This is a genomic window from Pseudomonas sp. GW821-FHT03C07 (genome assembly GCF_059420925.1).
Window position 1 is genome coordinate 331,223 of sequence record NZ_JBWKUQ010000004.1, and the last position, 20,021, is coordinate 351,243.

The 20,021-nt window shown below is 59.8% G+C and carries 23 protein-coding genes, 2 tRNA genes and 2 pseudogenes; 16 read left to right on the forward strand and 11 right to left on the reverse strand.

Annotated elements, in window-relative coordinates; translation table 11 throughout:
- Positions 1-38: 38 nt before the first annotated feature.
- The 10 genes from AC07VG_RS10805 (at position 39) to AC07VG_RS10850 (ending at position 9,193) form a co-directional block, all read left to right on the forward strand.
- A complete protein-coding gene (locus AC07VG_RS10805; RefSeq protein ID WP_495021018.1) occupies positions 39-1,034 on the forward strand; it encodes an AMP-binding protein in 996 nt (331 codons plus the stop codon).
- Positions 1,035-1,036: 2 nt separating this feature from the next.
- Positions 1,037-1,807, forward strand: coding sequence for an ABC transporter ATP-binding protein (locus AC07VG_RS10810; protein ID WP_495021123.1), 771 nt, complete (start codon positions 1,037-1,039; stop codon positions 1,805-1,807).
- Complete coding sequence (locus AC07VG_RS10815) at positions 1,807-2,688, forward strand: branched-chain amino acid ABC transporter permease (RefSeq protein WP_248798196.1); 882 nt, start codon at positions 1,807-1,809, stop codon at positions 2,686-2,688. Before AC07VG_RS10810 ends, AC07VG_RS10815 begins: the two co-directional genes overlap by 1 nt.
- A gap of 3 nt (positions 2,689-2,691) precedes the next feature.
- Positions 2,692-3,741 (forward strand): branched-chain amino acid ABC transporter permease, encoded by a 1,050-nt coding sequence (locus AC07VG_RS10820; protein WP_495002253.1) that lies wholly within the window; start codon positions 2,692-2,694, stop codon positions 3,739-3,741.
- A gap of 36 nt (positions 3,742-3,777) precedes the next feature.
- Positions 3,778-5,118, forward strand: a complete 1,341-nt coding sequence (locus tag AC07VG_RS10825; protein ID WP_495002252.1) for an ABC transporter substrate-binding protein — start codon at positions 3,778-3,780, stop codon at positions 5,116-5,118.
- 3 nt (positions 5,119-5,121) lie between these two features.
- Complete coding sequence (locus AC07VG_RS10830) at positions 5,122-5,889, forward strand: ABC transporter ATP-binding protein (RefSeq protein ID WP_495021019.1); 768 nt, start codon at positions 5,122-5,124, stop codon at positions 5,887-5,889.
- Between the two features lie 14 nt (positions 5,890-5,903).
- A complete protein-coding gene (locus AC07VG_RS10835) occupies positions 5,904-7,358 on the forward strand; it encodes an FAD/NAD(P)-binding protein (protein WP_495021020.1) in 1,455 nt (484 codons plus the stop codon).
- 148 nt (positions 7,359-7,506) lie between these two features.
- Positions 7,507-7,580: transfer RNA gene (locus AC07VG_RS10840), tRNA-Cys, on the forward strand.
- 337 nt (positions 7,581-7,917) lie between these two features.
- Positions 7,918-8,409, forward strand: a complete 492-nt coding sequence (locus AC07VG_RS10845) for a pyridoxamine 5'-phosphate oxidase family protein (RefSeq protein ID WP_495021021.1) — start codon at positions 7,918-7,920, stop codon at positions 8,407-8,409.
- A 328-nt stretch (positions 8,410-8,737) separates the two neighbouring features.
- Positions 8,738-9,193 (forward strand): carboxypeptidase regulatory-like domain-containing protein, encoded by a 456-nt coding sequence (locus AC07VG_RS10850; protein WP_495002248.1) that lies wholly within the window; start codon positions 8,738-8,740, stop codon positions 9,191-9,193.
- 39 nt (positions 9,194-9,232) lie between these two features.
- Here AC07VG_RS10850 and AC07VG_RS10855 read toward each other — a convergent pair.
- The 5 genes and pseudogenes from AC07VG_RS10855 to AC07VG_RS10875 form a co-directional block, all read right to left on the reverse strand.
- A pseudogene (locus tag AC07VG_RS10855) lies at positions 9,233-9,574 on the reverse strand (hypothetical protein); the annotation flags it as partial.
- 25 nt (positions 9,575-9,599) lie between these two features.
- A complete protein-coding gene (locus AC07VG_RS10860) occupies positions 9,600-9,968 on the reverse strand; it encodes a hypothetical protein (protein WP_495002247.1) in 369 nt (122 codons plus the stop codon).
- 147 nt (positions 9,969-10,115) lie between these two features.
- Positions 10,116-10,325 carry a hypothetical protein gene (locus AC07VG_RS10865; protein WP_495002246.1) on the reverse strand — a complete coding sequence of 70 codons (210 nt, stop codon included), beginning with the start codon at positions 10,323-10,325 and terminating at the stop codon, positions 10,116-10,118.
- A gap of 161 nt (positions 10,326-10,486) precedes the next feature.
- Positions 10,487-10,813 (reverse strand): DUF2388 domain-containing protein, encoded by a 327-nt coding sequence (locus AC07VG_RS10870; RefSeq protein WP_495002245.1) that lies wholly within the window; start codon positions 10,811-10,813, stop codon positions 10,487-10,489.
- Positions 10,814-10,999: 186 nt separating this feature from the next.
- Positions 11,000-11,239: a hypothetical protein gene (locus AC07VG_RS10875; RefSeq protein WP_495002373.1), complete on the reverse strand. Its 240-nt coding sequence runs from the start codon at positions 11,237-11,239 to the stop codon at positions 11,000-11,002.
- A gap of 188 nt (positions 11,240-11,427) precedes the next feature.
- Between AC07VG_RS10875 and AC07VG_RS10880 the strand changes: the two genes are divergently transcribed.
- On the forward strand, positions 11,428-12,453 hold the full coding sequence (locus tag AC07VG_RS10880) for a hypothetical protein (protein WP_495021022.1): 1,026 nt from the start codon (positions 11,428-11,430) through the stop codon (positions 12,451-12,453).
- A gap of 18 nt (positions 12,454-12,471) precedes the next feature.
- On the opposite strand, the gene AC07VG_RS10885 is transcribed toward AC07VG_RS10880, so the two are convergent.
- Complete coding sequence (locus AC07VG_RS10885) at positions 12,472-12,840, reverse strand: VOC family protein (protein WP_495002243.1); 369 nt, start codon at positions 12,838-12,840, stop codon at positions 12,472-12,474.
- 276 nt (positions 12,841-13,116) lie between these two features.
- Between AC07VG_RS10885 and AC07VG_RS10890 the strand changes: the two genes are divergently transcribed.
- From AC07VG_RS10890 to AC07VG_RS10900, 3 genes are all read left to right on the forward strand, one after another.
- On the forward strand, positions 13,117-13,542 hold the full coding sequence (locus tag AC07VG_RS10890) for a hypothetical protein (protein ID WP_495021023.1): 426 nt from the start codon (positions 13,117-13,119) through the stop codon (positions 13,540-13,542).
- Positions 13,484-13,930 carry a hypothetical protein gene (locus AC07VG_RS10895; protein WP_495021024.1) on the forward strand — a complete coding sequence of 149 codons (447 nt, stop codon included), beginning with the start codon at positions 13,484-13,486 and terminating at the stop codon, positions 13,928-13,930. The genes AC07VG_RS10890 and AC07VG_RS10895 overlap by 59 nt, the downstream gene beginning before the upstream one ends.
- Before the next feature lie 156 nt (positions 13,931-14,086).
- The gene (locus AC07VG_RS10900; protein WP_495002241.1) at positions 14,087-14,485 is read left to right on the forward strand and encodes a DUF3224 domain-containing protein; all 399 of its coding nucleotides are present in this window, start codon (positions 14,087-14,089) and stop codon (positions 14,483-14,485) included.
- A gap of 45 nt (positions 14,486-14,530) precedes the next feature.
- Here the strand turns inward: AC07VG_RS10900 and AC07VG_RS10905 are convergent, their stop codons facing one another.
- On the reverse strand, positions 14,531-15,670 hold the full coding sequence (locus tag AC07VG_RS10905; protein WP_495021025.1) for a lactonase family protein: 1,140 nt from the start codon (positions 15,668-15,670) through the stop codon (positions 14,531-14,533).
- Positions 15,671-16,195: 525 nt separating this feature from the next.
- Here AC07VG_RS10905 and AC07VG_RS10910 point away from each other — a divergent pair.
- Positions 16,196-16,282, forward strand: a tRNA-Leu gene (locus AC07VG_RS10910).
- A gap of 165 nt (positions 16,283-16,447) precedes the next feature.
- Complete coding sequence (locus AC07VG_RS10915) at positions 16,448-17,680, forward strand: tyrosine-type recombinase/integrase (protein WP_495021026.1); 1,233 nt, start codon at positions 16,448-16,450, stop codon at positions 17,678-17,680.
- Here the strand turns inward: AC07VG_RS10915 and AC07VG_RS10920 are convergent.
- The 4 genes and pseudogenes from AC07VG_RS10920 to AC07VG_RS10935 form a co-directional block, all read right to left on the reverse strand.
- On the reverse strand, positions 17,677-17,895 hold the full coding sequence (locus AC07VG_RS10920; RefSeq protein ID WP_495021027.1) for a helix-turn-helix transcriptional regulator: 219 nt from the start codon (positions 17,893-17,895) through the stop codon (positions 17,677-17,679). The genes AC07VG_RS10915 and AC07VG_RS10920 overlap by 4 nt on opposite strands.
- A 67-nt stretch (positions 17,896-17,962) precedes the next feature.
- Positions 17,963-18,682 (reverse strand): hypothetical protein, encoded by a 720-nt coding sequence (locus AC07VG_RS10925; protein WP_495021028.1) that lies wholly within the window; start codon positions 18,680-18,682, stop codon positions 17,963-17,965.
- On the reverse strand, positions 18,679-18,849 hold the full coding sequence (locus tag AC07VG_RS10930) for a hypothetical protein (RefSeq protein ID WP_495021029.1): 171 nt from the start codon (positions 18,847-18,849) through the stop codon (positions 18,679-18,681). Before AC07VG_RS10930 ends, AC07VG_RS10925 begins: the two co-directional genes overlap by 4 nt.
- Positions 18,846-19,996, reverse strand: a pseudogene (locus tag AC07VG_RS10935) (DNA-methyltransferase). The gene AC07VG_RS10930 and the pseudogene AC07VG_RS10935 overlap by 4 nt, the downstream one beginning before the upstream one ends.
- Positions 19,997-20,021: the final 25 nt, after the last annotated feature.

Genomic DNA, 20,021 nt, shown 5'->3' on the forward strand with positions numbered 1-20,021 from the left:
GGACCACCGCACGCCAAACGACTGAACGAGGTTCCGCCATGAGCGTGCATGAACTGAAACGACCGCCCGTCATCCATCCACCGCATCCTGAAACGGTTTCGATCTTTACCGGTGCCCTTGAGCAACTGCGCCACTGGGCCCAGGTCAGCCCGTTGCAGGGTGCCTTGCGCCACAAACGCCACGGGCAATGGCACCGCTGGCGCTGGATCGATGCCTTGCGCGAGGTCGAGCGCCTGGCCGACAGCCTGCGCCAACAGGGTTTCACGGCCGACTCGCGGCTGGTCGTCAGCGGCGCCCTGGAACCGAACCTGCTACTGCTGGCGCTGGCTGCCCACTCCATTGGCGGTCAGGTGCTGAGCCTGGCCCCGGAGCTGAGCGCCGAAGCCCTCGGCCAAGCCTTCTGGCGCCTGCAACCGAGCCACGGGTTTATCGACAGTCGCCAGCAACTGCTCGACTGGCTCGGCGCAGCTGATTCAGGTGTCGCCCCGGCAGTGTTGATCGCCAATCAGTTGCCGGGCCGCCTGCCAGGTTCGCCCAGGCAGACCGTGCTGGCTTTCGCCGCCCTCAGTGGCGACCGCCAGGAGCCACGCCCGCTGGTGCTGTGGCGCGCAGCGAACACCCAGGCGCAGTTGTGGAGCGAAGAGGACAGCCATTGGCAGGGCGGCTTGGGCGTGGTGCTGGAGCAATGGCTGAACACCGGCCACGGCCTGGCCTTCCCGGAGAGTCGCGACAGCGCCAGTCGTGATCGACGCGAAGTCGCGCCGTCCGGCCTGCTGCTGTCAGCGGAGCGCCTGCACGTGCTGGCGGACGAAATCGAACAACGCCTGGCCCCTCCGAGCAGCTGGCGGCGGCGCTTGTGCGAGTGGGCGTTGGCCCATCCCGATCGACTCGTGGCCCGCCTGCTCAAGCAGCGTGTGCGGCGCCTGTTGGGTTTCCAGCGCCTGCAATACATCTGGCAACCGGCAACCCCATCGAAAGTGCCGGCAGCCTTCAATCAATGGCGGGTCGATGGCCCAGGACGGAAAAGCGCATGAGTATGTCCGAACCGATTCTGCAAGTGCGTGACGTGTCGCTGTCGTTCAAGGGCGTGAAGGCCATCAATGAACTGTCGTTCGAAGTGCGGCGTGGTGAGATCTGCGCCCTGATCGGGCCCAACGGCGCGGGCAAGAGTTCCTTGCTCAACCTGTTGAACGGGGTCTACCGCTTCGACAGCGGCGAGATCGTCTTCGAACAGCAGCGCTTTCGTCGCATCGATCCTCTGGACGCGGCCCGCCGGGGCATTGGCCGGACCTTCCAGAACAATGCGCTGTTCAAGAAGATGAGCGTGATCGACAACCTCCTCACCGGGCTGTCACGGCATATGCGCAGCCATTTTCTCGAACAGGCCCTGGGCCTGCCCCGGGCGCGTCGGGAAACCGAGGCCTTTCGCCTCAAGGCCCAACATATTCTCCAGTTGCTTGAATTGCAGGCCCTGCGCGATGTGCCGGTGGGCACCTTGTCCTATGGTCGGCAAAAACGTGTGGAACTGGGCCGGGCCCTGATCGCCGGCCCCACGTTGTTGCTGCTGGACGAGCCCATGGCCGGCATGAACGCCGAAGAAAAGCAGGAGATGGCGCGGTTTATCGCCGACGTCAATCGCGACCTTGGCACCACCGTGGTGCTGATCGAGCATGACATGGGGGTGGTGATGGGCTTGTCCGATCATGTGGTAGTGCTCGATTACGGGCGCAAGGTCGGCGATGGCACGCCGGTCGAAGTGCAGGGCAATCCCGAAGTGATCGCGGCCTACCTGGGAGCGCTGCACTGATGGCGTTTTTTCTCGAAACCCTGATCGGCGGGTTGCTCGCCGGTACCCTGTATTCGCTGGTCGCCATCGGCTTTGTGCTGATCTACAAGGCCAGCGGTGTGTTCAATTTTGCCCAGGGCTCGATGCTGCTGTTCGCTGCGCTGACCTTTGTCAGCTTGCACGATCAGGGCGTGCCGTTTGCCCTGGCGCTGCTGCTGGCGGTGGGGGTGATGGTAATCGGTGCGCTGCTGATCGAGCGCCTGGTGCTGCGGCCGCTGGTCAACCGCTCGCAGATCACCCTGTTCATGGCGACCCTGGGCCTGTCGTTCATTATCGAAGGTCTGGCGCAAGGGCTGATGGGCTCCCAGGTCCGTGCCCTGGACCTGGGCATCGACGACGTGCCGCTGTTTGTCCACGGGGTGATGCTCAGCCAGTTCGACCTGATTGCCGCCGCTGCCGCGGTGGTCCTGGTGGTGGTCCTGGCGTTGCTGTTCAACAAGACCCGGATCGGCGTGTCGCTGCGGGCGGTGGCCGACGACACCACGGCGGCCTTGTCCATTGGCATCAACCTCAATCGCATCTGGCAGATCGTCTGGGCGGTGGCCGGCTGTGTCGGCCTGGTGGCGGGCCTGCTCTGGGGGGCGCGCCAGGGGGTGCAGTTTTCCCTGTCGCTGGTGGTGCTCAAGGCCTTGCCGGTGCTGATCATCGGCGGGTTCACCTCGATTGGCGGGGCGATTGTCGGCGGGCTGATCGTCGGCGCTTGCGAGAACCTCGCCGAAGTCTATATCGGGCCGCTGATCGGCGGCGGCATCACGCCCTGGTTCGCCTATGTCCTGGCGCTGGCCTTCCTGTATATCCGCCCGGCTGGCCTGTTCGGCGAGCGGGCCATCGAGCGAGTCTGAAGCATGTCTGTTCCCGTGATGAGTGAAACGGCGCCCTGGGTGCTGGTTGAACGGCGCTTGCCGTGGTCGTTGCTCGGCTTGTTGGTGCTGGCGTTCGGTGTCGTGCCGCTGGTGGGCAACGATTATTGGCTGAGTGCGATCCTGATTCCTTTTCTGGTGCTGTCCCTGGCGGGACTGGGGCTTAACCTGCTGACCGGCTATACCGGGCAGACCTCGGTCGGCGCGGCGGGCTTCATGGCGGTGGGGGCCTTTGCCACCTACGGCTTTCTACTGCGCCTGCCGGAACTGGGTTTGCCCCTGGCGCTGCTCGGCGGCGGCATCATCAGTGGCCTGGTGGGCTGGCTGTTCGGCCTGCCCAGTTCGCGGATCAAGGGCTTCTACCTGATGGTCACCACCCTGGCCGCGCAGTTTTTCCTTGAGTGGTTGTTCGTCAAGTTTCCCTGGTTCTACAACTACGGCTCCTCCGGGACCATTTCCGCCCCGAGCCTGTCGCTGCTCGGGCATGACCTGAACACTCCGCTGGGCCGCTACCTGCTGACCCTGGTCACGGTGCTGCTGCTGACCTGGGTGGCGCGCAACCTGGTGAACAGCCAGACCGGGCGCAACTGGATGGCGATCCGCGACATGGACACCGCCGCGGCGGTGATCGGCATTCCGGTGGCGCGCTACAAGCGCCTGGCGTTTGCCATCAGCTCGTTCTACCTGGGCATCGCCGGGGCGCTGTGGGCATTTGCCTATCTGGGCACGGCGAGCGCCGGTAGCTTCGATATCAATCGTTCGTTCCAGATCCTCTTCATCATCATTATTGGCGGCATGGGCAGCATCGCCGGCAACTTCGTCGGCGCGGCCTTTATCTGCCTGCTGCCAATCCTGCTCAGTCACCTCGGCCAGGCCTTGCTCGGCGGGGCGGTGGATGCCGGGCAGTTGCAGAACCTGCAGAAAATCATCTTTGGCGTGCTGATCATCCTGTTCCTGATCAAGGAGCCGGAAGGGCTGATCCGCCTGCTGAGCAATACCCGCGAACGGCTCCGGCATTGGCCGTTGCGCTTCTGACTTCCCGACTTCCCATCCCTGGAGAATCTTTCCACCATGCGTGCACTTTTCAAACGTTCACTGACCGCTGCCGCCCTGGCCCTGACAGTTCTCGGCGCGACGGCACCGATGGTCCAGGCGTCGCCCGACCAGCAGTTCTTTCCCCTGGCCACCTACCGGGTCGGCGCCTATGCCTCCAGCGGCGTGCAGGTCTGGGCCGGGATGATCGACTACCTCAACTACATCAACGACGTGGAGGGTGGGATCAACGGCGTCAAGCTGGTCTGGCAAGAGTGTGAAACCGAATGGACGGCCGAGAAGGGCATCGAGTGCTATGAGCGCTTCAAGAACGGCCTGGATGGCGCGCCGGTGGCGGTCTATCAGCCTAACGGCGCACCAGCGGCCTACGCCCTGAGCGAGCGCGCGGAAGTCGACAAGATCCCGTTGATCACCCTCGGTTACGGGCGCACCGAAGCCACCGACGGCAAGATCTTTCCGTATAACTTCCCGGTGATGCTGACCTTCTACAGCGAAGCTTCGACCCTGGTGAACTACATCGCCCAGCGCGAAGGCGGGTTCGACAAACTCAAGGGCAAGAAGATCGCCACCGTTTACCACGACTCAGCCTATGGTCGTGAAACCCTCGGGCCGCTGAAACTGCTGGCGGAAAAATACGGCTTCGAGAATATCCAGATCCCTGTGGCCGATCCGGGCAACGAACAGTCGGCGCAATGGCGGCAGATTCGCCAGCTCAACCCGGACTGGGTGTTCCTGCGTACCTGGGGTGTGTCGACGCCGGTGGCGGTCAAGACCGCCGCGCGTTTTGGCTTCCCGGTGGAGCATATCGTCGGCGATATCTGGGCCAGTTCCAGCGAGGACGTGTTGCCGGCTGGCGCGGCGGCCAAGGGGTATCTGGCACTCACGCCGTACCCGGCGGGTGCTGACTTCGAGATCCACAAGCGCCTCAAGCAGTACGTCCTCGACAAGGGCAAGAGCGACCTCAAGGACTTGAGCAACTTCGGCAGCGTCTACTACAACTCCGGGCTGGTGAATGCGGCGATTGCGGTGGAAGCGATTCGCACCGGGCAGGCCAAGTTCGGCAAGCGCCCGCTGCATGGCGAAGAAGGTCGCTGGGGCCTGGAGCACCTGGATATCGACGACGCGCGGCTCAAGGCCATGGGCTTCTACGGCCTGATGCAGAACCTGAAACTGTCCTGCAGCGATCATGAGGGCGGTGGTTCGGCGCGGGTCCAGCAATGGGACGGCAGTCACTGGAGTTTGGTCAGCGACTGGATCGCGGCGGATCGTGTGTTGTTGCGGCCGTTGATCGACGAAAAGTCGGCAGCCTTCGCCGCAGAAAAACATCTGACCCCGCGCACCTGCGCGGCAGGCGAGTAAGCCATGAGCCAGCCCGTGCTTGAAGCCAGTGGTGCGCCGCTGTTGCAGGTCTCGGATATCGAGGTGATCTATGACCGGACGATCCTGGCGGTGTCCGGGGTTTCCCTGAGCGTGCCCAAGGGCGGTATCGTCGCCTTGCTCGGGGCCAACGGTGCCGGCAAAAGCACCACCCTCAAGGCGATCTCCGGGCTGGTGCGGGCCGAACGGGCGCAGGTCACTCGGGGCCGCATCCACTTCCAGGGGCGTGACAGCCTGGCGGTCGAGCCGAGCCAGCGCGTGCGCGACGGCCTGGTGCATGTGCTGGAGGGGCGGCATGTATTCGGACAACTGACGGTGGAGGACAACCTGCGCAGCGGCGGGTTTGTCCGTGGCCTGAGCCGGCGGCAGATGCGGGACGATCTGGAGCGGTTGTATGCCTGGTTCCCGCGCCTGAAAACCAAGCGCAAGACCCAGGCCGGGCTGACTTCCGGGGGCGAGCAGCAGATGGTCGCCATTGGCCGGGCCTTGATGACACGACCGACTTTAGTCTTGCTTGACGAGCCCTCCATGGGCCTGGCGCCTATTATCGTCCAGGAAATCTACGAGATCGTCGCTCAGCTCAATCGTGAGCAGCAGGTCAGCTTCCTGATTGCCGAGCAAAACATTAATGTAGCGTTGAAATACGCGACCCAGGCCCATGTGCTCGACACCGGCCGGGTGGTGCTCAGCGGTACGGCGGATGAATTGCTGGCCCGGGGTGACCTGCACGACTTCTACCTGGGCAAGCACTGACAAGAGCGTGAAAAATGAGTGAAACCCTGAGCGGACAGGCGACAGACGCCATCCCGGCGGCCGATGTGTTGATCGTCGGCGGGGGGCTGAGCGGTGCGATGCTGGCGGTGCAGTTGCTACGCCTGCCAGGCCAGCGGCGGATCCTGATTGTCGAACCGCGTGCCGAGTTGGGACGGGGTGAGGCCTACAGCGCCACGGAGCTGGGGCATACGTTGAATGGCAACGCGGCGCGGATGAGTGTCGACCCGGACAATGCTGATGACCTGACGCAGTGGTTGCAGGCTTATATTGCTGAGGGTGGTTGGCCTGAGTCGGACCAGCAGCATGTGCCGGTCAGCGAGCTGTTCATGCCCCGGGGGATCTTTGGTCTTTATGTCCAGCAGCGTCTGGCCGAAGCCCGCGATCAGGGCGCGAGCTGGGGATCGACGGCCGAGCACGTGCGGGGCGAAGTGGTCGATCTGCAAAGCGACAGTGACGGTGTGCAGCTGACGTTGGCTGATGGCCGGCAATTGCAAGGTGCCCGCGCGGTGTTGGCGACCGGCATGTTCCCGGCGGCGCGTACCCGGCAGAAACAATCCAGCGGCTTGAATGCGGCGGCGGTGGATCCTTGGGATGTAGCGGCCATGTCGCGGCTTGATCCGCAAGGGACGGTGCTGATCATCGGTTCCGGGCTGACCATGGTTGATGCCGTGGTTTCACTGGAACAGGCGGGGCATCGTGGGCCGATCCGGGTTATTTCCCGGCATGGGCTGTTGCCTCATGTGCGGCGCCAGCCGCCGACCTGGGTGGATTTCCTGGCGGCGGATCACAGTCTTCGTAGCCCTCGGCAGTTGCTGCGTGAGGTGCGTCGCCAATGTACTTTCGCGTTGGAGACCGGGATCGACTGGCAGGCGCCGCTGGATACGGTGCGGGCGCATATCGGTCGGCTCTGGAACCAGGCCAGCGATGTGCAGCGTCGGCAGTTTGTCAGGCATGTGCGGCCGTGGTGGGAGAGCCATCATCACCGTTCGCCGCCCTTGAGTGCCGAGTTGGTGGAGCGTTTGTACAAGGAAGGGCGGCTGACCATCGAGGCGGCGTCGCTCAAGGGGCTGGATGAGCCACGGGATGGGCAGGTGAGTATTTCCATCCGTCCACGGGGCGAGTCGGTGTTGCGTACGATCACGGGCGTGGCCTTGATCAACTCCACGGGCATTGAGTATGACTGGCGCCGGGTGGATCGCCCCTTGCCCCAGCAGTTGCTGGCGCGACGACTGATCCGGCCGGGGCCGCTGGCGCTGGGGATTGCAGCTGATACTGGCGGTGCGGTGGTGGATGCCGAGGGTGATATCTCCATGCGCTTGTTCGCCATGGGCCCGCCGTTGCGCGGCATGTGGTGGGAGAGCACGGCGGTGACCGATGTGGCCAGCCAGGCGAAGGCATTGGCGGCGCGTCTGGCACAGCCGACGGTGACGCAGAAAGACCGAGACTGACCTAAAAATTATTAGAATTCAGGGGGTTGCCAGTGTCATTCAACTAGGACATAATGCGCGCCATCAGCTCGGACGGCAACGTCGCGAACGCTGAAGAATCAAGGAGTTGCGGCAAGCCAGTCTTGCAAGGGCGCTCGATTCGACCTGAGGCCGAGTAGCAAAATGGTTATGCAGTGGATTGCAAATCCATCTACGCCGGTTCGATTCCGACCTCGGCCTCCACTTTTCAAAAGCCCCGTAGATTCGTCTACGGGGCTTTTTTTTGCATGGAAAGTAGCGTTTCAGTCGCTTTCCAGCCATTTCCGTCTTTTCTCTCATAGGCTGAATTAAAGGATGACGTATAGGGGGGTATTCACAATAGTTGGTAAAGCCGTTCACGCTAGCGTTTGATTGAAAGTCAGAGCAGACTTATTTTCAGAACCTGAATGGCGGCCTTAGCCGTTTGCCAGCGTCGACAATCAGCTTGAAATCAGCATAAGTATTTATCCGCTCAACGCCTTACAACGTTGTATCGCCTTATTGAGCAATCTATGTCATATCTCCCTATGGAAGAGGGCTTATGCAGGCCGACAAGACTGAATCACTTCTTCATATAGCCCGCAGTATCGTTGCCAAAGTGCCGTATTGCATGGCAATTACCGCTACCGAAGCGGGCGATGCGAATGCTCGTATCGTTGAACCCTATTCATTGAGCGAACACTGGTCTGTGCGTTTCCTGACGGGGCGGCAGTGCCGCAAGGTGCAGGAAATACAACGCGCTGGGCGAATAACCCTGTCTTACCAATGTGATGAAGATCATGCATACGTGACACTGCTTGGATCCGCAAAAGTGCTGGATCACGATCCGGCACTCAAGAGCACGTTGTGGCGGAAGAATTCAGACTTGTGGTTCCCTGGCGGACCCTTTGACCCAGACGTGGTGGTGATCGAATTGCGGGTCGAACAGATTGAATTGTGGTGTCTGAAACTCGGCGTGGCACCACCTCCGCTCGGCCTGCAAGCTGCAATCCTGAAGCGCGATGGCGCCGAATGGATTACGTGGGTGGGCTGAGCACAAATACCGTTCCCCAAGGTGTACGCAATCCCTCGTAAATCCGCCTCCTGCTCGATCTAAAAAACTGTTCTAAAGAATGCCCGCCAGGCGGGAAAAAGCATCAAACGCCGAACCCGCGCCAGTCCGGCCCAGGCCTCACACCAGAATCAAGCCGCGCGGCAGGGCGCGGATGCCACCGCCAGCCAATGCGTAAAAATAAACTTTTTGGAACCTGAGGGATCAACAGTACAAGGGGAGACTTAAATCGGGATGCCACCGTTATATGGCATAGCTCTCAGTGGTGGCATCCCTGCATGGGTTCTGTACGAGCCCAGGAGTCGTCATCATGAAAACCTTGCGCTTACTGGCGGTATCGGCAACCGTCATGGCTGCGTTGACCGGCCTGTCTGCCACGGCAAGTCAGGCGGTCAGTAACGAGCCGATAGACCCCTCCGCAGTGCAGTTGGAACAACAACAGCAAAACGGAATCCCCTACCTGTCAGGCGGCATCGGTCTCGATGAAACGAGGGCCATTCAGCAGACCAAGGGATACAACCTGCATATGACCTTCTCCACCGGTCCGGGCAATGAATATGTGCCGGATATCAACGTGACAATCCAGAACATGCAAGGGCATGCGCTGCTGAGGCTGAATGAGGTTGGCCCTATCGTTTACGCTAACTTGTCACCCGGAAAGTATGTCATCGTCGCTACTCGTAATGGGCAGGAACAACGAAGCACCGTTGAGCTTAGAGGCGGAGCTGTTCGTGATCTGAATCTCCACTGGAGCGATGCGACATAATCGCTGATGCCCAGGAGGTCATTGGTACTTCTTCAAGCGCTATAGCTCCCAAAAAGCCCAGCCCGAGGCAGCAATGCTGCCCCGGGCTGGGCTTTGTTGGTTTTGGGATTCGACTGGCTTAGCGAATACTCGTTTTCGGCCCAAAGACTCCGGACAGGAGCGCGCACGTCCGCCCAGATATGCCTGCTCAGGAAGTCCTGCTACTGACTTGCGCCCACGCCCTAGGTGTGCGGTCCCGGAATGAGGTGGTGCGGCTGAATCCAGATGCTTCAGCAGGTGCTCGACGCGAATCCCGGCGGTGTCGCCGATGTCGTGGATCACCTGGCGCCAGGCCTCTGGGCTTTCGTCGTTGCGCCGGGAGACGACAACGGCCTGGACTTTCTGTACTCCGGGTGGGTCGCATCAGCTAGGGAAGGTCTTTTTTGTGGACGTGCTCTGAAATATCTTTGAATGTATCGCTATCGGTTGCGGCAAGGAGCGTCTGACCACCCTTTAGTGTGGCCATGAATGTCACCTCGGTGCTGTGACCCGCTAGTAGATAGCCGGCGATGGCTCCCACCGGACCAAGCAGCATGGCGCCAGCTATTCCAAGGCCTATGGCGCTCTTTATGTTTTTAGTGGGGCCAGTGTCTTCGACTGACAGATCTATAAATTCGGAGACGAGGAACCTTTTCCCCATGCGTGGCTCAAGGGGCGTTTTCAGTGTGATGGTGCCGAGGCAATACTCCCCATCGCACTGAGGGAAGTCACCTGCAAGCACTATGATCTTTGCCATGTGGAATTGTCCTTGGGCGATCATCTTCTTGGGTAGTCATTGCGCGCGCTCAGGATTAGAACGTCAACGATTTGATGATGAGTGGTGGCGCTGTCGAGCATTGATCCGAAAGCTGGCTTGATGTGCACCGCGGCCCTCCAGTCGCGATTAAGTCGCTTTCATCCTGGCCAGCCCCTGCTTGATGTGCCCTGCGTTTTCTCCAGTTACCGCCAGAGCGCTTCGGACGTTGGCACCAGGCTCTCCCGCACCCAGGGTTTCGACCACCGGCGTCAGTTCCATGATTGCGGCCTCCAGGCCGAGTTGGTTTTCGTACATACGCTCAAGGACATCGGGTAGAGAGTGTTCGAGCTGGGGCATGGCTTCGATTCCATTGGGGGGAATGAAAAAGCGTAGCCGGAGGGAAGGGCAGAAACGAAAAGCCCGGCGCTGGGCCGGGCTGAACCATGAAGACGTCCTTCCATAACGCATCCTCTTGCTCGGTTGTTAAGGATGCACCATGGCTCTCCGAGACTGAACACCTAGTGATCAGCAGGTATCTCATATTGAACGAGGATTGAATTGGCCAGCTCGTCGTCACTGGCCTTGAGGCCAGGGTGATCATGCCGAATCTGATCCAGTACTGACTCTAGATAGGCACCGCGAATCGCTCCGCCACTGGCGACGAAGGTGGAGGCGTCATCGCGGACGGGCGTCATGATTTTGTGGTCCTTGAACGTAGAGTAAAGCGACGCGGAAATCCCTGCTGAGGTAGCAACATCGCGCACATCTATATCGGGTCTGTGAGCCATGGCTGAACCAAAGGGCAGACAAAGCATCAGCAACGGAATGAGGAATATGCGGCGCATGGCGTGTCCTCCAAAAGCAAGAAGCCGAAATGGCCTACCATATATTTTTTGACGTTTGGTGCTCGCTAGGAGTTCCCTGTCGAGTGGCGTCTTTCAGTCGCTGCGGATAACTTCGATGCTGCCAGGCGCATCGCGGAGGGCTCGGGGTCAGTCCCTATGGATCCGGCAGCCAGTTCGGATCAGTTCCTATTTCTTCCTGGCATTAGCCTCTGCGGCAAGGCATTCAAGGGCGAACTGCTCTGGGTACGTCATCTGAATGGGGGTGGTTTCTCCCTTGACGGTCCTTTCGCCATCAAGGATGTATCGAATGCGCTTGTCAGTCACGCCGATGCGTTTTGCGATCCAGGAGGGTGTTTGTCCGATGCGCGAAATCAGCTTGTCGGCATATTCGGTGGAAGGGTTGTAGAGCTCTGCGTTAGGTGTCATGTGACGTCCGGATAGAAATGGGTCTGCGATGCGTTGGTGAGTGTAGGACACGGTGCACCAATTATTGGATGGTGTCGCGGCCTCAATAGGGAAGTGAAAGTAAGTCGGCCCCCATTTTCCGCATTTTTTGGGCCATGGTAAGGTGATGGCCATTTTCAACACCGTCCCCCTGTGAGCACCTGGTTTCGATGATCTTCGGTCCTGATCCGTCCGTCATTCTGTTGATTTTCCTGTTGGTATTGCTCGCGGCGATGAGCGGTATCGGGTTGCTGTGGGTCCTGGTTGCCTTGCTGTTCGCGCCGACACGCCGTCATCTGCGGCGCAATCCTCGGCGCTATGCGTGCTTGATCGCGGTGGCCCTGGTGTTTGTCGGGCTGGGTGGCGTGATGTGGCAGGACTTCCAGCGTATCGATGATGAGGAGCAGGCCCGGCAACAGGCGCTGAACCCTCGACTGCAGGCTGATCTGCACCTGGGCGAGCTGCATTTTCCAGCGGGCAGCCAGGCCCATCTCGGTACCTTGGAACCCCAGAATTGGGACGGAAAGCCCCAGGCATACGGTCTTGAAAGCTTGAAGTCCATTGAGCTGCCCGCATCCCTCGAGGTCCTGGGGTTGCCGGTGGTGGCGTTTGATTTTGCGCCGGACTATGACAGCTCCCGTGTTCACCTGGAGCATGACCACTTCGTGCAAGGCTGGCACTGTGTCGCTGGCAGTTGGGCGACCTTCAAGCGAGAAACGGCGGACACGTACCGGCCAAGTCGCTGGCATTTCTCCGGGTGTGACCTGGTCCCTGGCGTGAGTATTGCCGGTGTGAGCTGGCCGGTGGGCACGGTGCTGCATGGCGCCGGTTCGGGCTGGATGCTGAGGGCCGAGGACGCGGACAACCTGGATATTGCCCTCGATGGACTTCAATTGGCCGCGTTGCGCATGACCCTGGATCCACAGCTTCGGCCTGAGCGTTGGGAGGGGCAGTTGGCGCAGTCAGCCACGCTGGGGGACTGGCGTTACCCGACGGGTACGCGAGTACGGGGAGATGCGCGTGGCGCCCGGCTGTTCAGTCCTTCCGGTGAGCAGGACGCGGTCAATCTGCGCACGGGTGAAAAGGTCGCCCAAGGCCGCTCCATCTTCCAGCGGCGCGGCACTGAGGCCTCGGTGACCATCAAGGCCAACAGTGAGGTCGGGGTGATCGACTGGTTGCTGATTACCCCGCAATGACCCTGCCGGGCAGTGGGATCAGCTGGATGGTTTTGAAAAGACGTTTACCAGGCTTCCATCCGGATCACGGAGCAGCAGGGAGGTATTGCCCCATGGCATTATCGTTATTGGCATCACAATTTCCGCGCCACTTACCCGAAGTAACACAGCCTCGACATCATCCACTTGGAACTCAAGGATTGCCGAGCGATTGCTGGCTGCAACAGCCATTCCATTATTATGAAGGCGGATCAGACGTTCATCGCTTATCGCCAAGACTACTCCGTCGAAGTGAATTTCGGCGAACCCATCAGCCAGATGCCTGGGCTCAAGGCTCGACAGACCTTGATAGAACTGGACGAGTTGTTCAAATTGATGGGTTACGAGGCGAACAGACGAGAATTTCATTGTTTAACCTGCCAGAAATGAGAGGCCTCACTCTACGTCGGGCTTCTGTCAGTTTCTGACAGTAGCGTTTTGCCAAAATCCAGAAAAAGGAGCAAGCCACCTCACGTGTTTCTTCGCTGAACTCATAGTAACGAGAGGTACCCACTATGTTGTTGCCGTCACGGTCGATAACGATAACGATAACTGCGCTCTGCGAGGTGATGGCTTCGTTAAACCATTCGCGAAAGACCGGTTCCTGGTAGCGCTTGCATCATTTTCTCCTGAGGTTCGGATGGCTTGATCCTCACGTTTCTTTCTACCCCGGCGCAGATCAATGTTCAATTGGCACGGGAAATAACCTTCCAAAAAAACTCATATTTCCCACACGCTTCCGGCATGGGAGAATATTGCGTGCGCCAAGCGTCAGGGCTACTGTTCAAGTGTCGCTGCAAATTCAGCGATACGGGTTTTGCAGCCCGGAACTACAGAGGCGTACAGCGCCGCGAAAGCGGTATTTTTTTGCGCTCGCGTTATGGCGAGCTGTGCGCAGGAGGCTTCGGCCTGCCGGTCCTCTGTTCCGGTCTGCAAACCTGTGTACAGCTTGCCACCTTTCGTTTTGCAGCGTGGGGTGACGAGTTCCTTTTCTTAACAGAGGAGCTTTACCGTGACCAAGAAAATCACCCCCGATCCGCCGACAGTTCGCAAATCCCTCAGTACCGCTGACAGGGCGATATACCTGCGTAAACTCTCTGATACCCCATCCAACGAACCCGAGTCGGTTCCGGCCAACACCCCTCGTTTGCTCGATACCCTCGCCTTCACCTGCTCCAAACCCGTCACTCCCGAAGCCCCCTACAAACCAGCGCTGTTTGCCATCCAACCTGGCATCAATGCCCAGGACGCCCTGACCTACGTTTCCAATCTGCTCGAAACGGCGGAACTCAATGGCGACGAAATCAGCCTGCACACCAATCCCGTCGAACGGGCGTTGTTCTGGGGCATGCTGCATTCCGTGGAAGTGGCGCGGGCGGTGGTGGATGCCCTGCTTGAGGGAGCGTCCGCGTCTGATCCGCTATCGTCAGCCGTGGACAGTCATATAGGCTGTAGCTGAGTTCTGATCAGTAGGCGGGACGGCTAGGAAAGAGGGGCGGGCTCAAAGAACACGACCGAAAATATCCGCCCCTTTGCCACACATGCCGTGTTGTGGCCCAGTTGCAGTCTGCTAAATACAACGGAAGTTACCCATTTCTTTTTTTAGGAGCATGCCATGAGCAGCACGCAAGCCAATGGTTCTTTTGACGTTAAGCTGAACCCTGAACCCCTCAGCGATATTGCCGCGGGGACAGGTCTAGGACGCATGTCCATCAACAAGGAATTTCACGGCGATCTGGTGGCTACCAGCCAAGGTGAAATGCTTTCTTTCCGTAGCAGTGTGCAGGGCTCTGCAGGCTACGTGGCGATGGAAACAGTCATTGGCACGCTTCATGGTCGTCAGGGCAGCTTTGTATTGCAGCACAGCTCCACCATGACCCGCGGCGTACCTGAGCAGTCCATTCATGTTGTGCCTGATTCCGGTACTGGGGATCTTGCAGGGCTGGTCGGTCGCCTGGTGATCAGCATCGTTGACGGTCAGCATTCGTACCAGTTTGACTACTCACTGTCCTGAGATCAGCAGGGAGAGGCGAGGGTGGTCGTGCCTCTCCCTCATTCTTCACGGATAGCTGACCGCCTGCACCCAGTTTGCCCCCTTGCCAGAAGGCGCGCTGGCATTGCGCGTGAGCGTGCCGTGCAGCGGATCGATGGCGTACACACCCACTTCAGCGCTTTTCTCTCCGGTAACCAGCAACCATTTCCCCGATGGGTCGACGGTGATTCCCCGTGGCTGCTGTTCGACCTTGATGTTCTGCAGGAAGCTCAGCTTGCCGCTTTTGCCGTCTACCGAAAAGGCACTGACCGTGCTGCCGGTGCGTTCCGAGGTGTAGAGGAAGCGCCCGTTAGGGGTGAGCTTGATGTCGGCGGCCCAGATCAGGTTGCTGGCCAGCGGCGGCGGGGTCGGTTGGCCAGGCTTGATCATCGGCCGCGCGACGCCGCGGACCAGCCCTGAGTCGGCGGGAATTGCATTGACTTCAGAGATCGCGCTCAGGCGTCCGCCCTTCGGGTCGATGGCAAAGGTGGTCACGGTGCCCGCCATTTCGCTGAGCAGGTAGAGGAAGCGGTTGTCAGAAGAAATCACCGGGTGGCGCGGGCCACTGCCCTTGGGCATATCGATATGGCCCAGTGGCGTGAGCTTGCCGCTGGCGGCGTCGAATTTGAACTCCAGGTACTGATCGGAACCCAGGTTGGCGGCGTACACGAAGCGGTTGGTCTTATCGACAATGATCGAGTGAGCGTTCGGGCCGGTCTTGATGACTTGTCGTACATCATCGGTCACGACACCCTTGGCATCGATCGCATTGACACTGATCAGATCCTCGCCGTAAGACGCACCGAACAGGTAGTGACCGGCCTTGTCCGTGGAGATGTAGGCCAGGCTGTCGGCAACGTTGGCGTTCTTCAGGTGATTGAGGGCACCGTTGGCGGGGTTGATGCTGTAGGTCGCCACCGAATAGGGTTTGGCCCGGATGGAGGCGTATAGCTTGCTGTGGTCGGGGCTCAGCGCCAGGGGCATGACGCCCGCTCCGGCCTCGGTGGTGGTCAGAGGCTGCAATTGCCCCTTTGCCGACAGCTCATAACTGCTGAGCGTGCCGTCGTTGGCATTGGAAACGTAGACATAGGTGTTGGCCCAGGTCAGTGGCGCGCTCGCCAACAGTGCGGCGCTGAGGAAGCCTTGCAGGGTTTTGGCTCGGTTCATTGAGGCGACTCTTTATTGTTGTTTTCATTGTCTGTTGTCGTACAACGAGGCTCGATTGTCAGGCGACGGTTCTTGCCTTGTCAATCCCGAAGTTGACAGGGGCAAGCAACATGCTTTCTGGGCAGACAGCAAAAAGCCCGCATGTGCGGGCTTCTTGGGATGGGGCCGGATCCTTCGGCTGGGATCTATTATGTCGACCGTTTATGATGGAATAATTACACGCTGATATCAATTTGATGCATATCTCCCGGAAATCCAATGACTTGGCCAGGCGGGAGGGTTCTTGAGGGGGGGGGGGCTTGGTTCGAGGTATGCCAGGTCAGAGGTGCTACCTGGCAATGCTTTGAAAATCAGATGGTTGCGAAATGTGTGTGGCGTGGGGAATTGGCGTCAGCAAACTTGCTTCGCCGGATGGGGATGTATATATTCGTCCCCTTGTCGCGCAGGCGCCAGGTTGGCTGGCAGGTTTTGAAGCCCTCTGGCTCGCAAAATAAGCCACTGCGTAGACCGCTTCACCGCGCTACCGCCCGAATGGCGAAACTGGTAGACGCATGGGACTTAAAATCCCCCGTTCGTAAGGACGTGCCGGTTCGATTCCGGCTTCGGGCACCATTTTCGATTCTCAAGGATTCTCAATCCTTCTCAGAAAGCCCCGCAGGCATTGGTCTGACGGGGCTTTCTTGTTCTTGTCTCTTCTCATCTATTCTCACCCCTTCTCAAAATTTTTAGTACATTGGCCAGCACATCTGAATTCGACTGCCCAAGGTGATGTACTAAATGCCACTAACTGACACGGCCGTCAGGCAAGCAAAGCCCAAAGACAAGGACTACAGCCTCAGCGATAGCGCCGGGCTGGCATTGTTCGTAGCCGCCAAAGGCTCGAAAGCGTGGCACTTCCGTTTCTCATGGCACGGACAGCAGCCTCGCATATCCCTGGGCACCTACCCCGAAATCACCCTGAAAGAAGCACGCGAGCGCCGCGACCAGGCGAGAGCTCTCATCGCCAAAGGTATCGATCCACGATCCCAGCGCCGCGAGGAAAAGCGCGAAGCCGTTACCGGCGCGGTGAAGACCTTTGAAGTTGTGGCCAACGAATGGTTCGCCTTCCGCGCACCTCGCATGACCGCAGCCAAAAAAGGCGGCGTCTCCCAATCGCGTCTCTACCTGGACAAGGACTTGATCCCGGCCTTGGGAAAAATCCCTGTGGCTGACGTGAAGCGCTCCGATGCGCTGTCGGCGATGCGTCGGATCGAGGCCCGCGGCGCCTTGAACGTGGCCCGCAAATGCCGATCCTGGCTCAACGAGATATTCCGTTTCGCCATTGCCTCCGGGTACATGGATACAAACCCGGCGTCTGACCTGGATATCGTTGCGGTCAAAGAACCTCCAGAAAAGCACAACCCGATGCTGCGCCAGGACGAACTCAAGGAGTTTTTGGTCGCCTTGCGGGATTTCAATGGCGCCGCCTACACGAAGAGCGCGATCCGCATCCTGTTGTTGACCGGTGTCCGCACTGGCGAGCTGCGCAACGCGAGCTGGAGTCAGTTCGATCTGGATAATGCCCTCTGGACCATTCCGGCCGAGGGCGTCAAGCAGTTGCAGAAGGTTATCAGGGCAAAGGGAGGGGATAAGGTGCCGCCGTATCTGGTGCCACTGTCGCGGCAGGCGGTCGAAGAGGTTCGCCACGTCCATGATTTGACCGGCCGTTACAAGCTACTGATCCCGGGCCGGATAGACCCAAGCAAGCCGATCAGCGACGGCACGGTCAACATGGCGTTAAAGCGCATGGGGTATGAAGGCCGGCTGACCGGGCACGGTATCCGCGCAACGATCTCAACGGCCTTGAACGAGATGGATTACAACGAGGACTGGATCGAAGCTCAGCTTTCGCATGCCAGTTCTGGGAAGGTGCGGAAAACGTACAACCATGCGGAGTACGTCGAGCAGCGGAGGAAGATGATGCAGGAGTGGGCTGACTATCTGGATAAGCTTGAGGCTGGACAGGCCTAAGGCGTGCGGGCGGCAGCTCGGCCGGCGGCCCATTGCTCGACTTCGGCGCGGACCCAGGCCACCGCCTGGGCGCCCAGCTTCACCTGTTTAGGGAAATCACCGCTGACGGCCATGCGGTAAATGGTGCTGGTACTGAGCCCGGTCAACCGTTTGACCTCTGCGATCCGGATGTATTCGATGGTGGTTTTGTGTTCGTCATCGCGTGCTGCGTTCATGGGAGTACCTCGCCAGGCCCTCGCAGGCCAGTGTGTTGGATTGGGGTTGTGTGTGCTGGTGATGCGATCAGTCGACGCCATTGTCTAGGCCGTCGTATTCGCCGATGCCGCGGGGAATGGTGATACTCGGCGCGGCCGGAGCATGGTCTGGGCGCACTGTCTTATCCATGCGCGAATCCCAGTGAAATTCATCAAGGATCGCCAAATCGGCGTGCATGCCGGTGATGCCCGAGTTGACTCCGACCGCTGCCGGCTTGAGTGCTTGCTGCGTCTCATCGGCCAGCTCTGGAGCAGTGGTGCCGAGCAATGATGACCACCGAAGTAACAATCCCTCCAGCAGTTCCATACGCTGCCCGGCCTCAAGGCTCAGCAGGGCGAAGTCATCGTCGGCCTTGTCCAGGCGCTCGTCCCGCTGGGTTAAATCCTGCTGCAATTGGTCACGCTCTTTGATTGCCAGGGCATGCTTGCCGCGCCAGTGCAGCACGGCGTTCAGTTCTTCGGCGGCTGTTTCGGCGGCTGTCACTGGTGGAATGCCGGTCATGCGAGCCTCGATCGCTGCCCAGGTCGGTTCGTACTCGGGCCAATCGCTTTCGATGACCAGGCATTCACGGTTTGGCAAATGGGCTTGAAGAGCGAAAACAGGGTCAACCAGATAGCTCCGATAGCTCACAGGAACTTTCGCCAAATCCTTGAGTTTGATAACGATGTAGCGGTTTTCACGCCTGAATGGAACCTGAGCGTTACAGGTGCAGGGGAGGCGCACCTGGTTGCAGTTGCACATGTTCATGATTTCTCCTGTGCGCGCCGCTCGGCCGCCTGGGCCTGGCGCTGCTTGCTGCATTTGTCGTGGTTGCCATGGGCGCGGGACTTGTTGCACTGGTCGCACATGACGTTGAGGTCGAGCGGCTTCATCGGGCGCCCGCGAACGGTGGTCTTGCGGCGGAGGGCGGTCATAGGGGAGCACCTGCCGAGTCGTGAAACACGTCCATTTGTGAGGCACCGTCGAGCCAGGCGGCTGATATCCGGCGTTCAGCCATGGCGGCATATTTCGGATTCAGCTCACACAGGACTGACTGGCGCCCCTCCTGCATCGCCACCACCGCCGTGGTACCGGCACCCCCGAACGGATCGAGCACTAGACCGCCGCGGGGGCTGCCGGCCAGGATGCAGGGGCGGATCAGGTCGGGCGGGAATGTGGCGAAGTGGGCGCCCTTGAAGCTGTGTGTCGGTACCGTCCAGACGCTGCGCTTGTTGCGCTCGGTCGGCATGATCGCCAGGGCCGAGTTCGTCGACTCGTTATCCTTGAGCCGGCCGCGAGCCGCGCCGTCCCTGTGGTAGCTGCCGTGACCCCCTTCCCCCTTGCTGGTGTCCCATCCCTTTGGTACAGACACCCGGCCCCTTGCCCGTTCTTCGCTGTCGGTACCGTGACCCCAGCCGACGCCGTTCGACTTCCTGGCCACCGCTTTCATGTTTCCGTTACTTTTGGCGCCGCCATTGGCGCGATCACTGCCGATCTGAGCAAGAACATCTTGCGAGAGCCGGTTGTGGGTGTTCGGCGAGCATGGTTCGAGGATCGCCGTCTGATCGAAGTAGTATTTCGGCGATTTACTCAGCAGGAAGATGTACTCGTGGGCCTTGGTGCAACGGTCGCGGACGCTTTCGGGCATGGGGTTGGGCTTGTGCCAGATGATGTCCTGCCTGAGGTACCAACCGTCATCCTGCAGGGCGAACGCCAGACGCCAGGGCATACCCATCATGTCCTTTACCTTTATCCCATCCGAAAGTGGCGCGCGATCTGGCGACACGGAAGCTCTGTCACGCCGAAACGACAGATTCCCAGTTGAGCGAGCTGCGTAGCTGTCGCCCATGTTCACCCAGGCGGTACCATCGTCACGCAACACGCGGCGGACCTCTCGGAACACCTCAACCAGGCGCCCGATGAACTCCGCCGGCGTTTCCTCCAGGCCGATCTGGCCGTCGACGCCGTAATCCCGCAGGCCGTAATAGGGGGGCTGGTAACGCAGGTATGCGCAGATTGGTCGGGCAGTGTGCGCATCATGGCAATGCTGTCGCCGACCAGTATCCGGTGCGGTCTGTTCATCCCGTCGGCCCTCTATAGATGTGCT

What these genes read in the sequence shown, in the direction of transcription:
- AC07VG_RS10805 (WP_495021018.1), top strand. Translation starts at nt 39, where the DNA reads ATGAGCGTGCATGAACTGAAACGACCGCCCGTCATCCATCCACCGCAT.
- AC07VG_RS10920 (WP_495021027.1), bottom strand. Translation starts at nt 17,895, where the DNA reads ATGAACGCAGCACGCGATGACGAACACAAAACCACCATCGAATACATC.
- AC07VG_RS10885 (WP_495002243.1), bottom strand. Translation starts at nt 12,840, where the DNA reads ATGAAATTCTCGTCTGTTCGCCTCGTAACCCATCAATTTGAACAACTC.
- AC07VG_RS10915 (WP_495021026.1), top strand. Translation starts at nt 16,448, where the DNA reads ATGCCACTAACTGACACGGCCGTCAGGCAAGCAAAGCCCAAAGACAAG.
- AC07VG_RS10870 (WP_495002245.1), bottom strand. Translation starts at nt 10,813, where the DNA reads ATGCGCCGCATATTCCTCATTCCGTTGCTGATGCTTTGTCTGCCCTTT.
- AC07VG_RS10835 (WP_495021020.1), top strand. Translation starts at nt 5,904, where the DNA reads ATGAGTGAAACCCTGAGCGGACAGGCGACAGACGCCATCCCGGCGGCC.
- AC07VG_RS10865 (WP_495002246.1), bottom strand. Translation starts at nt 10,325, where the DNA reads ATGCCCCAGCTCGAACACTCTCTACCCGATGTCCTTGAGCGTATGTAC.
- AC07VG_RS10925 (WP_495021028.1), bottom strand. Translation starts at nt 18,682, where the DNA reads ATGAACATGTGCAACTGCAACCAGGTGCGCCTCCCCTGCACCTGTAAC.
- AC07VG_RS10810 (WP_495021123.1), top strand. Translation starts at nt 1,037, where the DNA reads ATGTCCGAACCGATTCTGCAAGTGCGTGACGTGTCGCTGTCGTTCAAG.
- AC07VG_RS10815 (WP_248798196.1), top strand. Translation starts at nt 1,807, where the DNA reads ATGGCGTTTTTTCTCGAAACCCTGATCGGCGGGTTGCTCGCCGGTACC.
- AC07VG_RS10845 (WP_495021021.1), top strand. Translation starts at nt 7,918, where the DNA reads ATGCAGGCCGACAAGACTGAATCACTTCTTCATATAGCCCGCAGTATC.
- AC07VG_RS10875 (WP_495002373.1), bottom strand. Translation starts at nt 11,239, where the DNA reads ATGACACCTAACGCAGAGCTCTACAACCCTTCCACCGAATATGCCGAC.
- AC07VG_RS10930 (WP_495021029.1), bottom strand. Translation starts at nt 18,849, where the DNA reads ATGACCGCCCTCCGCCGCAAGACCACCGTTCGCGGGCGCCCGATGAAG.
- AC07VG_RS10900 (WP_495002241.1), top strand. Translation starts at nt 14,087, where the DNA reads ATGAGCAGCACGCAAGCCAATGGTTCTTTTGACGTTAAGCTGAACCCT.
- AC07VG_RS10860 (WP_495002247.1), bottom strand. Translation starts at nt 9,968, where the DNA reads ATGGCAAAGATCATAGTGCTTGCAGGTGACTTCCCTCAGTGCGATGGG.
- AC07VG_RS10905 (WP_495021025.1), bottom strand. Translation starts at nt 15,670, where the DNA reads ATGAACCGAGCCAAAACCCTGCAAGGCTTCCTCAGCGCCGCACTGTTG.
- AC07VG_RS10850 (WP_495002248.1), top strand. Translation starts at nt 8,738, where the DNA reads ATGAAAACCTTGCGCTTACTGGCGGTATCGGCAACCGTCATGGCTGCG.
- AC07VG_RS10880 (WP_495021022.1), top strand. Translation starts at nt 11,428, where the DNA reads ATGATCTTCGGTCCTGATCCGTCCGTCATTCTGTTGATTTTCCTGTTG.
- AC07VG_RS10830 (WP_495021019.1), top strand. Translation starts at nt 5,122, where the DNA reads ATGAGCCAGCCCGTGCTTGAAGCCAGTGGTGCGCCGCTGTTGCAGGTC.
- AC07VG_RS10825 (WP_495002252.1), top strand. Translation starts at nt 3,778, where the DNA reads ATGCGTGCACTTTTCAAACGTTCACTGACCGCTGCCGCCCTGGCCCTG.
- AC07VG_RS10820 (WP_495002253.1), top strand. Translation starts at nt 2,692, where the DNA reads ATGTCTGTTCCCGTGATGAGTGAAACGGCGCCCTGGGTGCTGGTTGAA.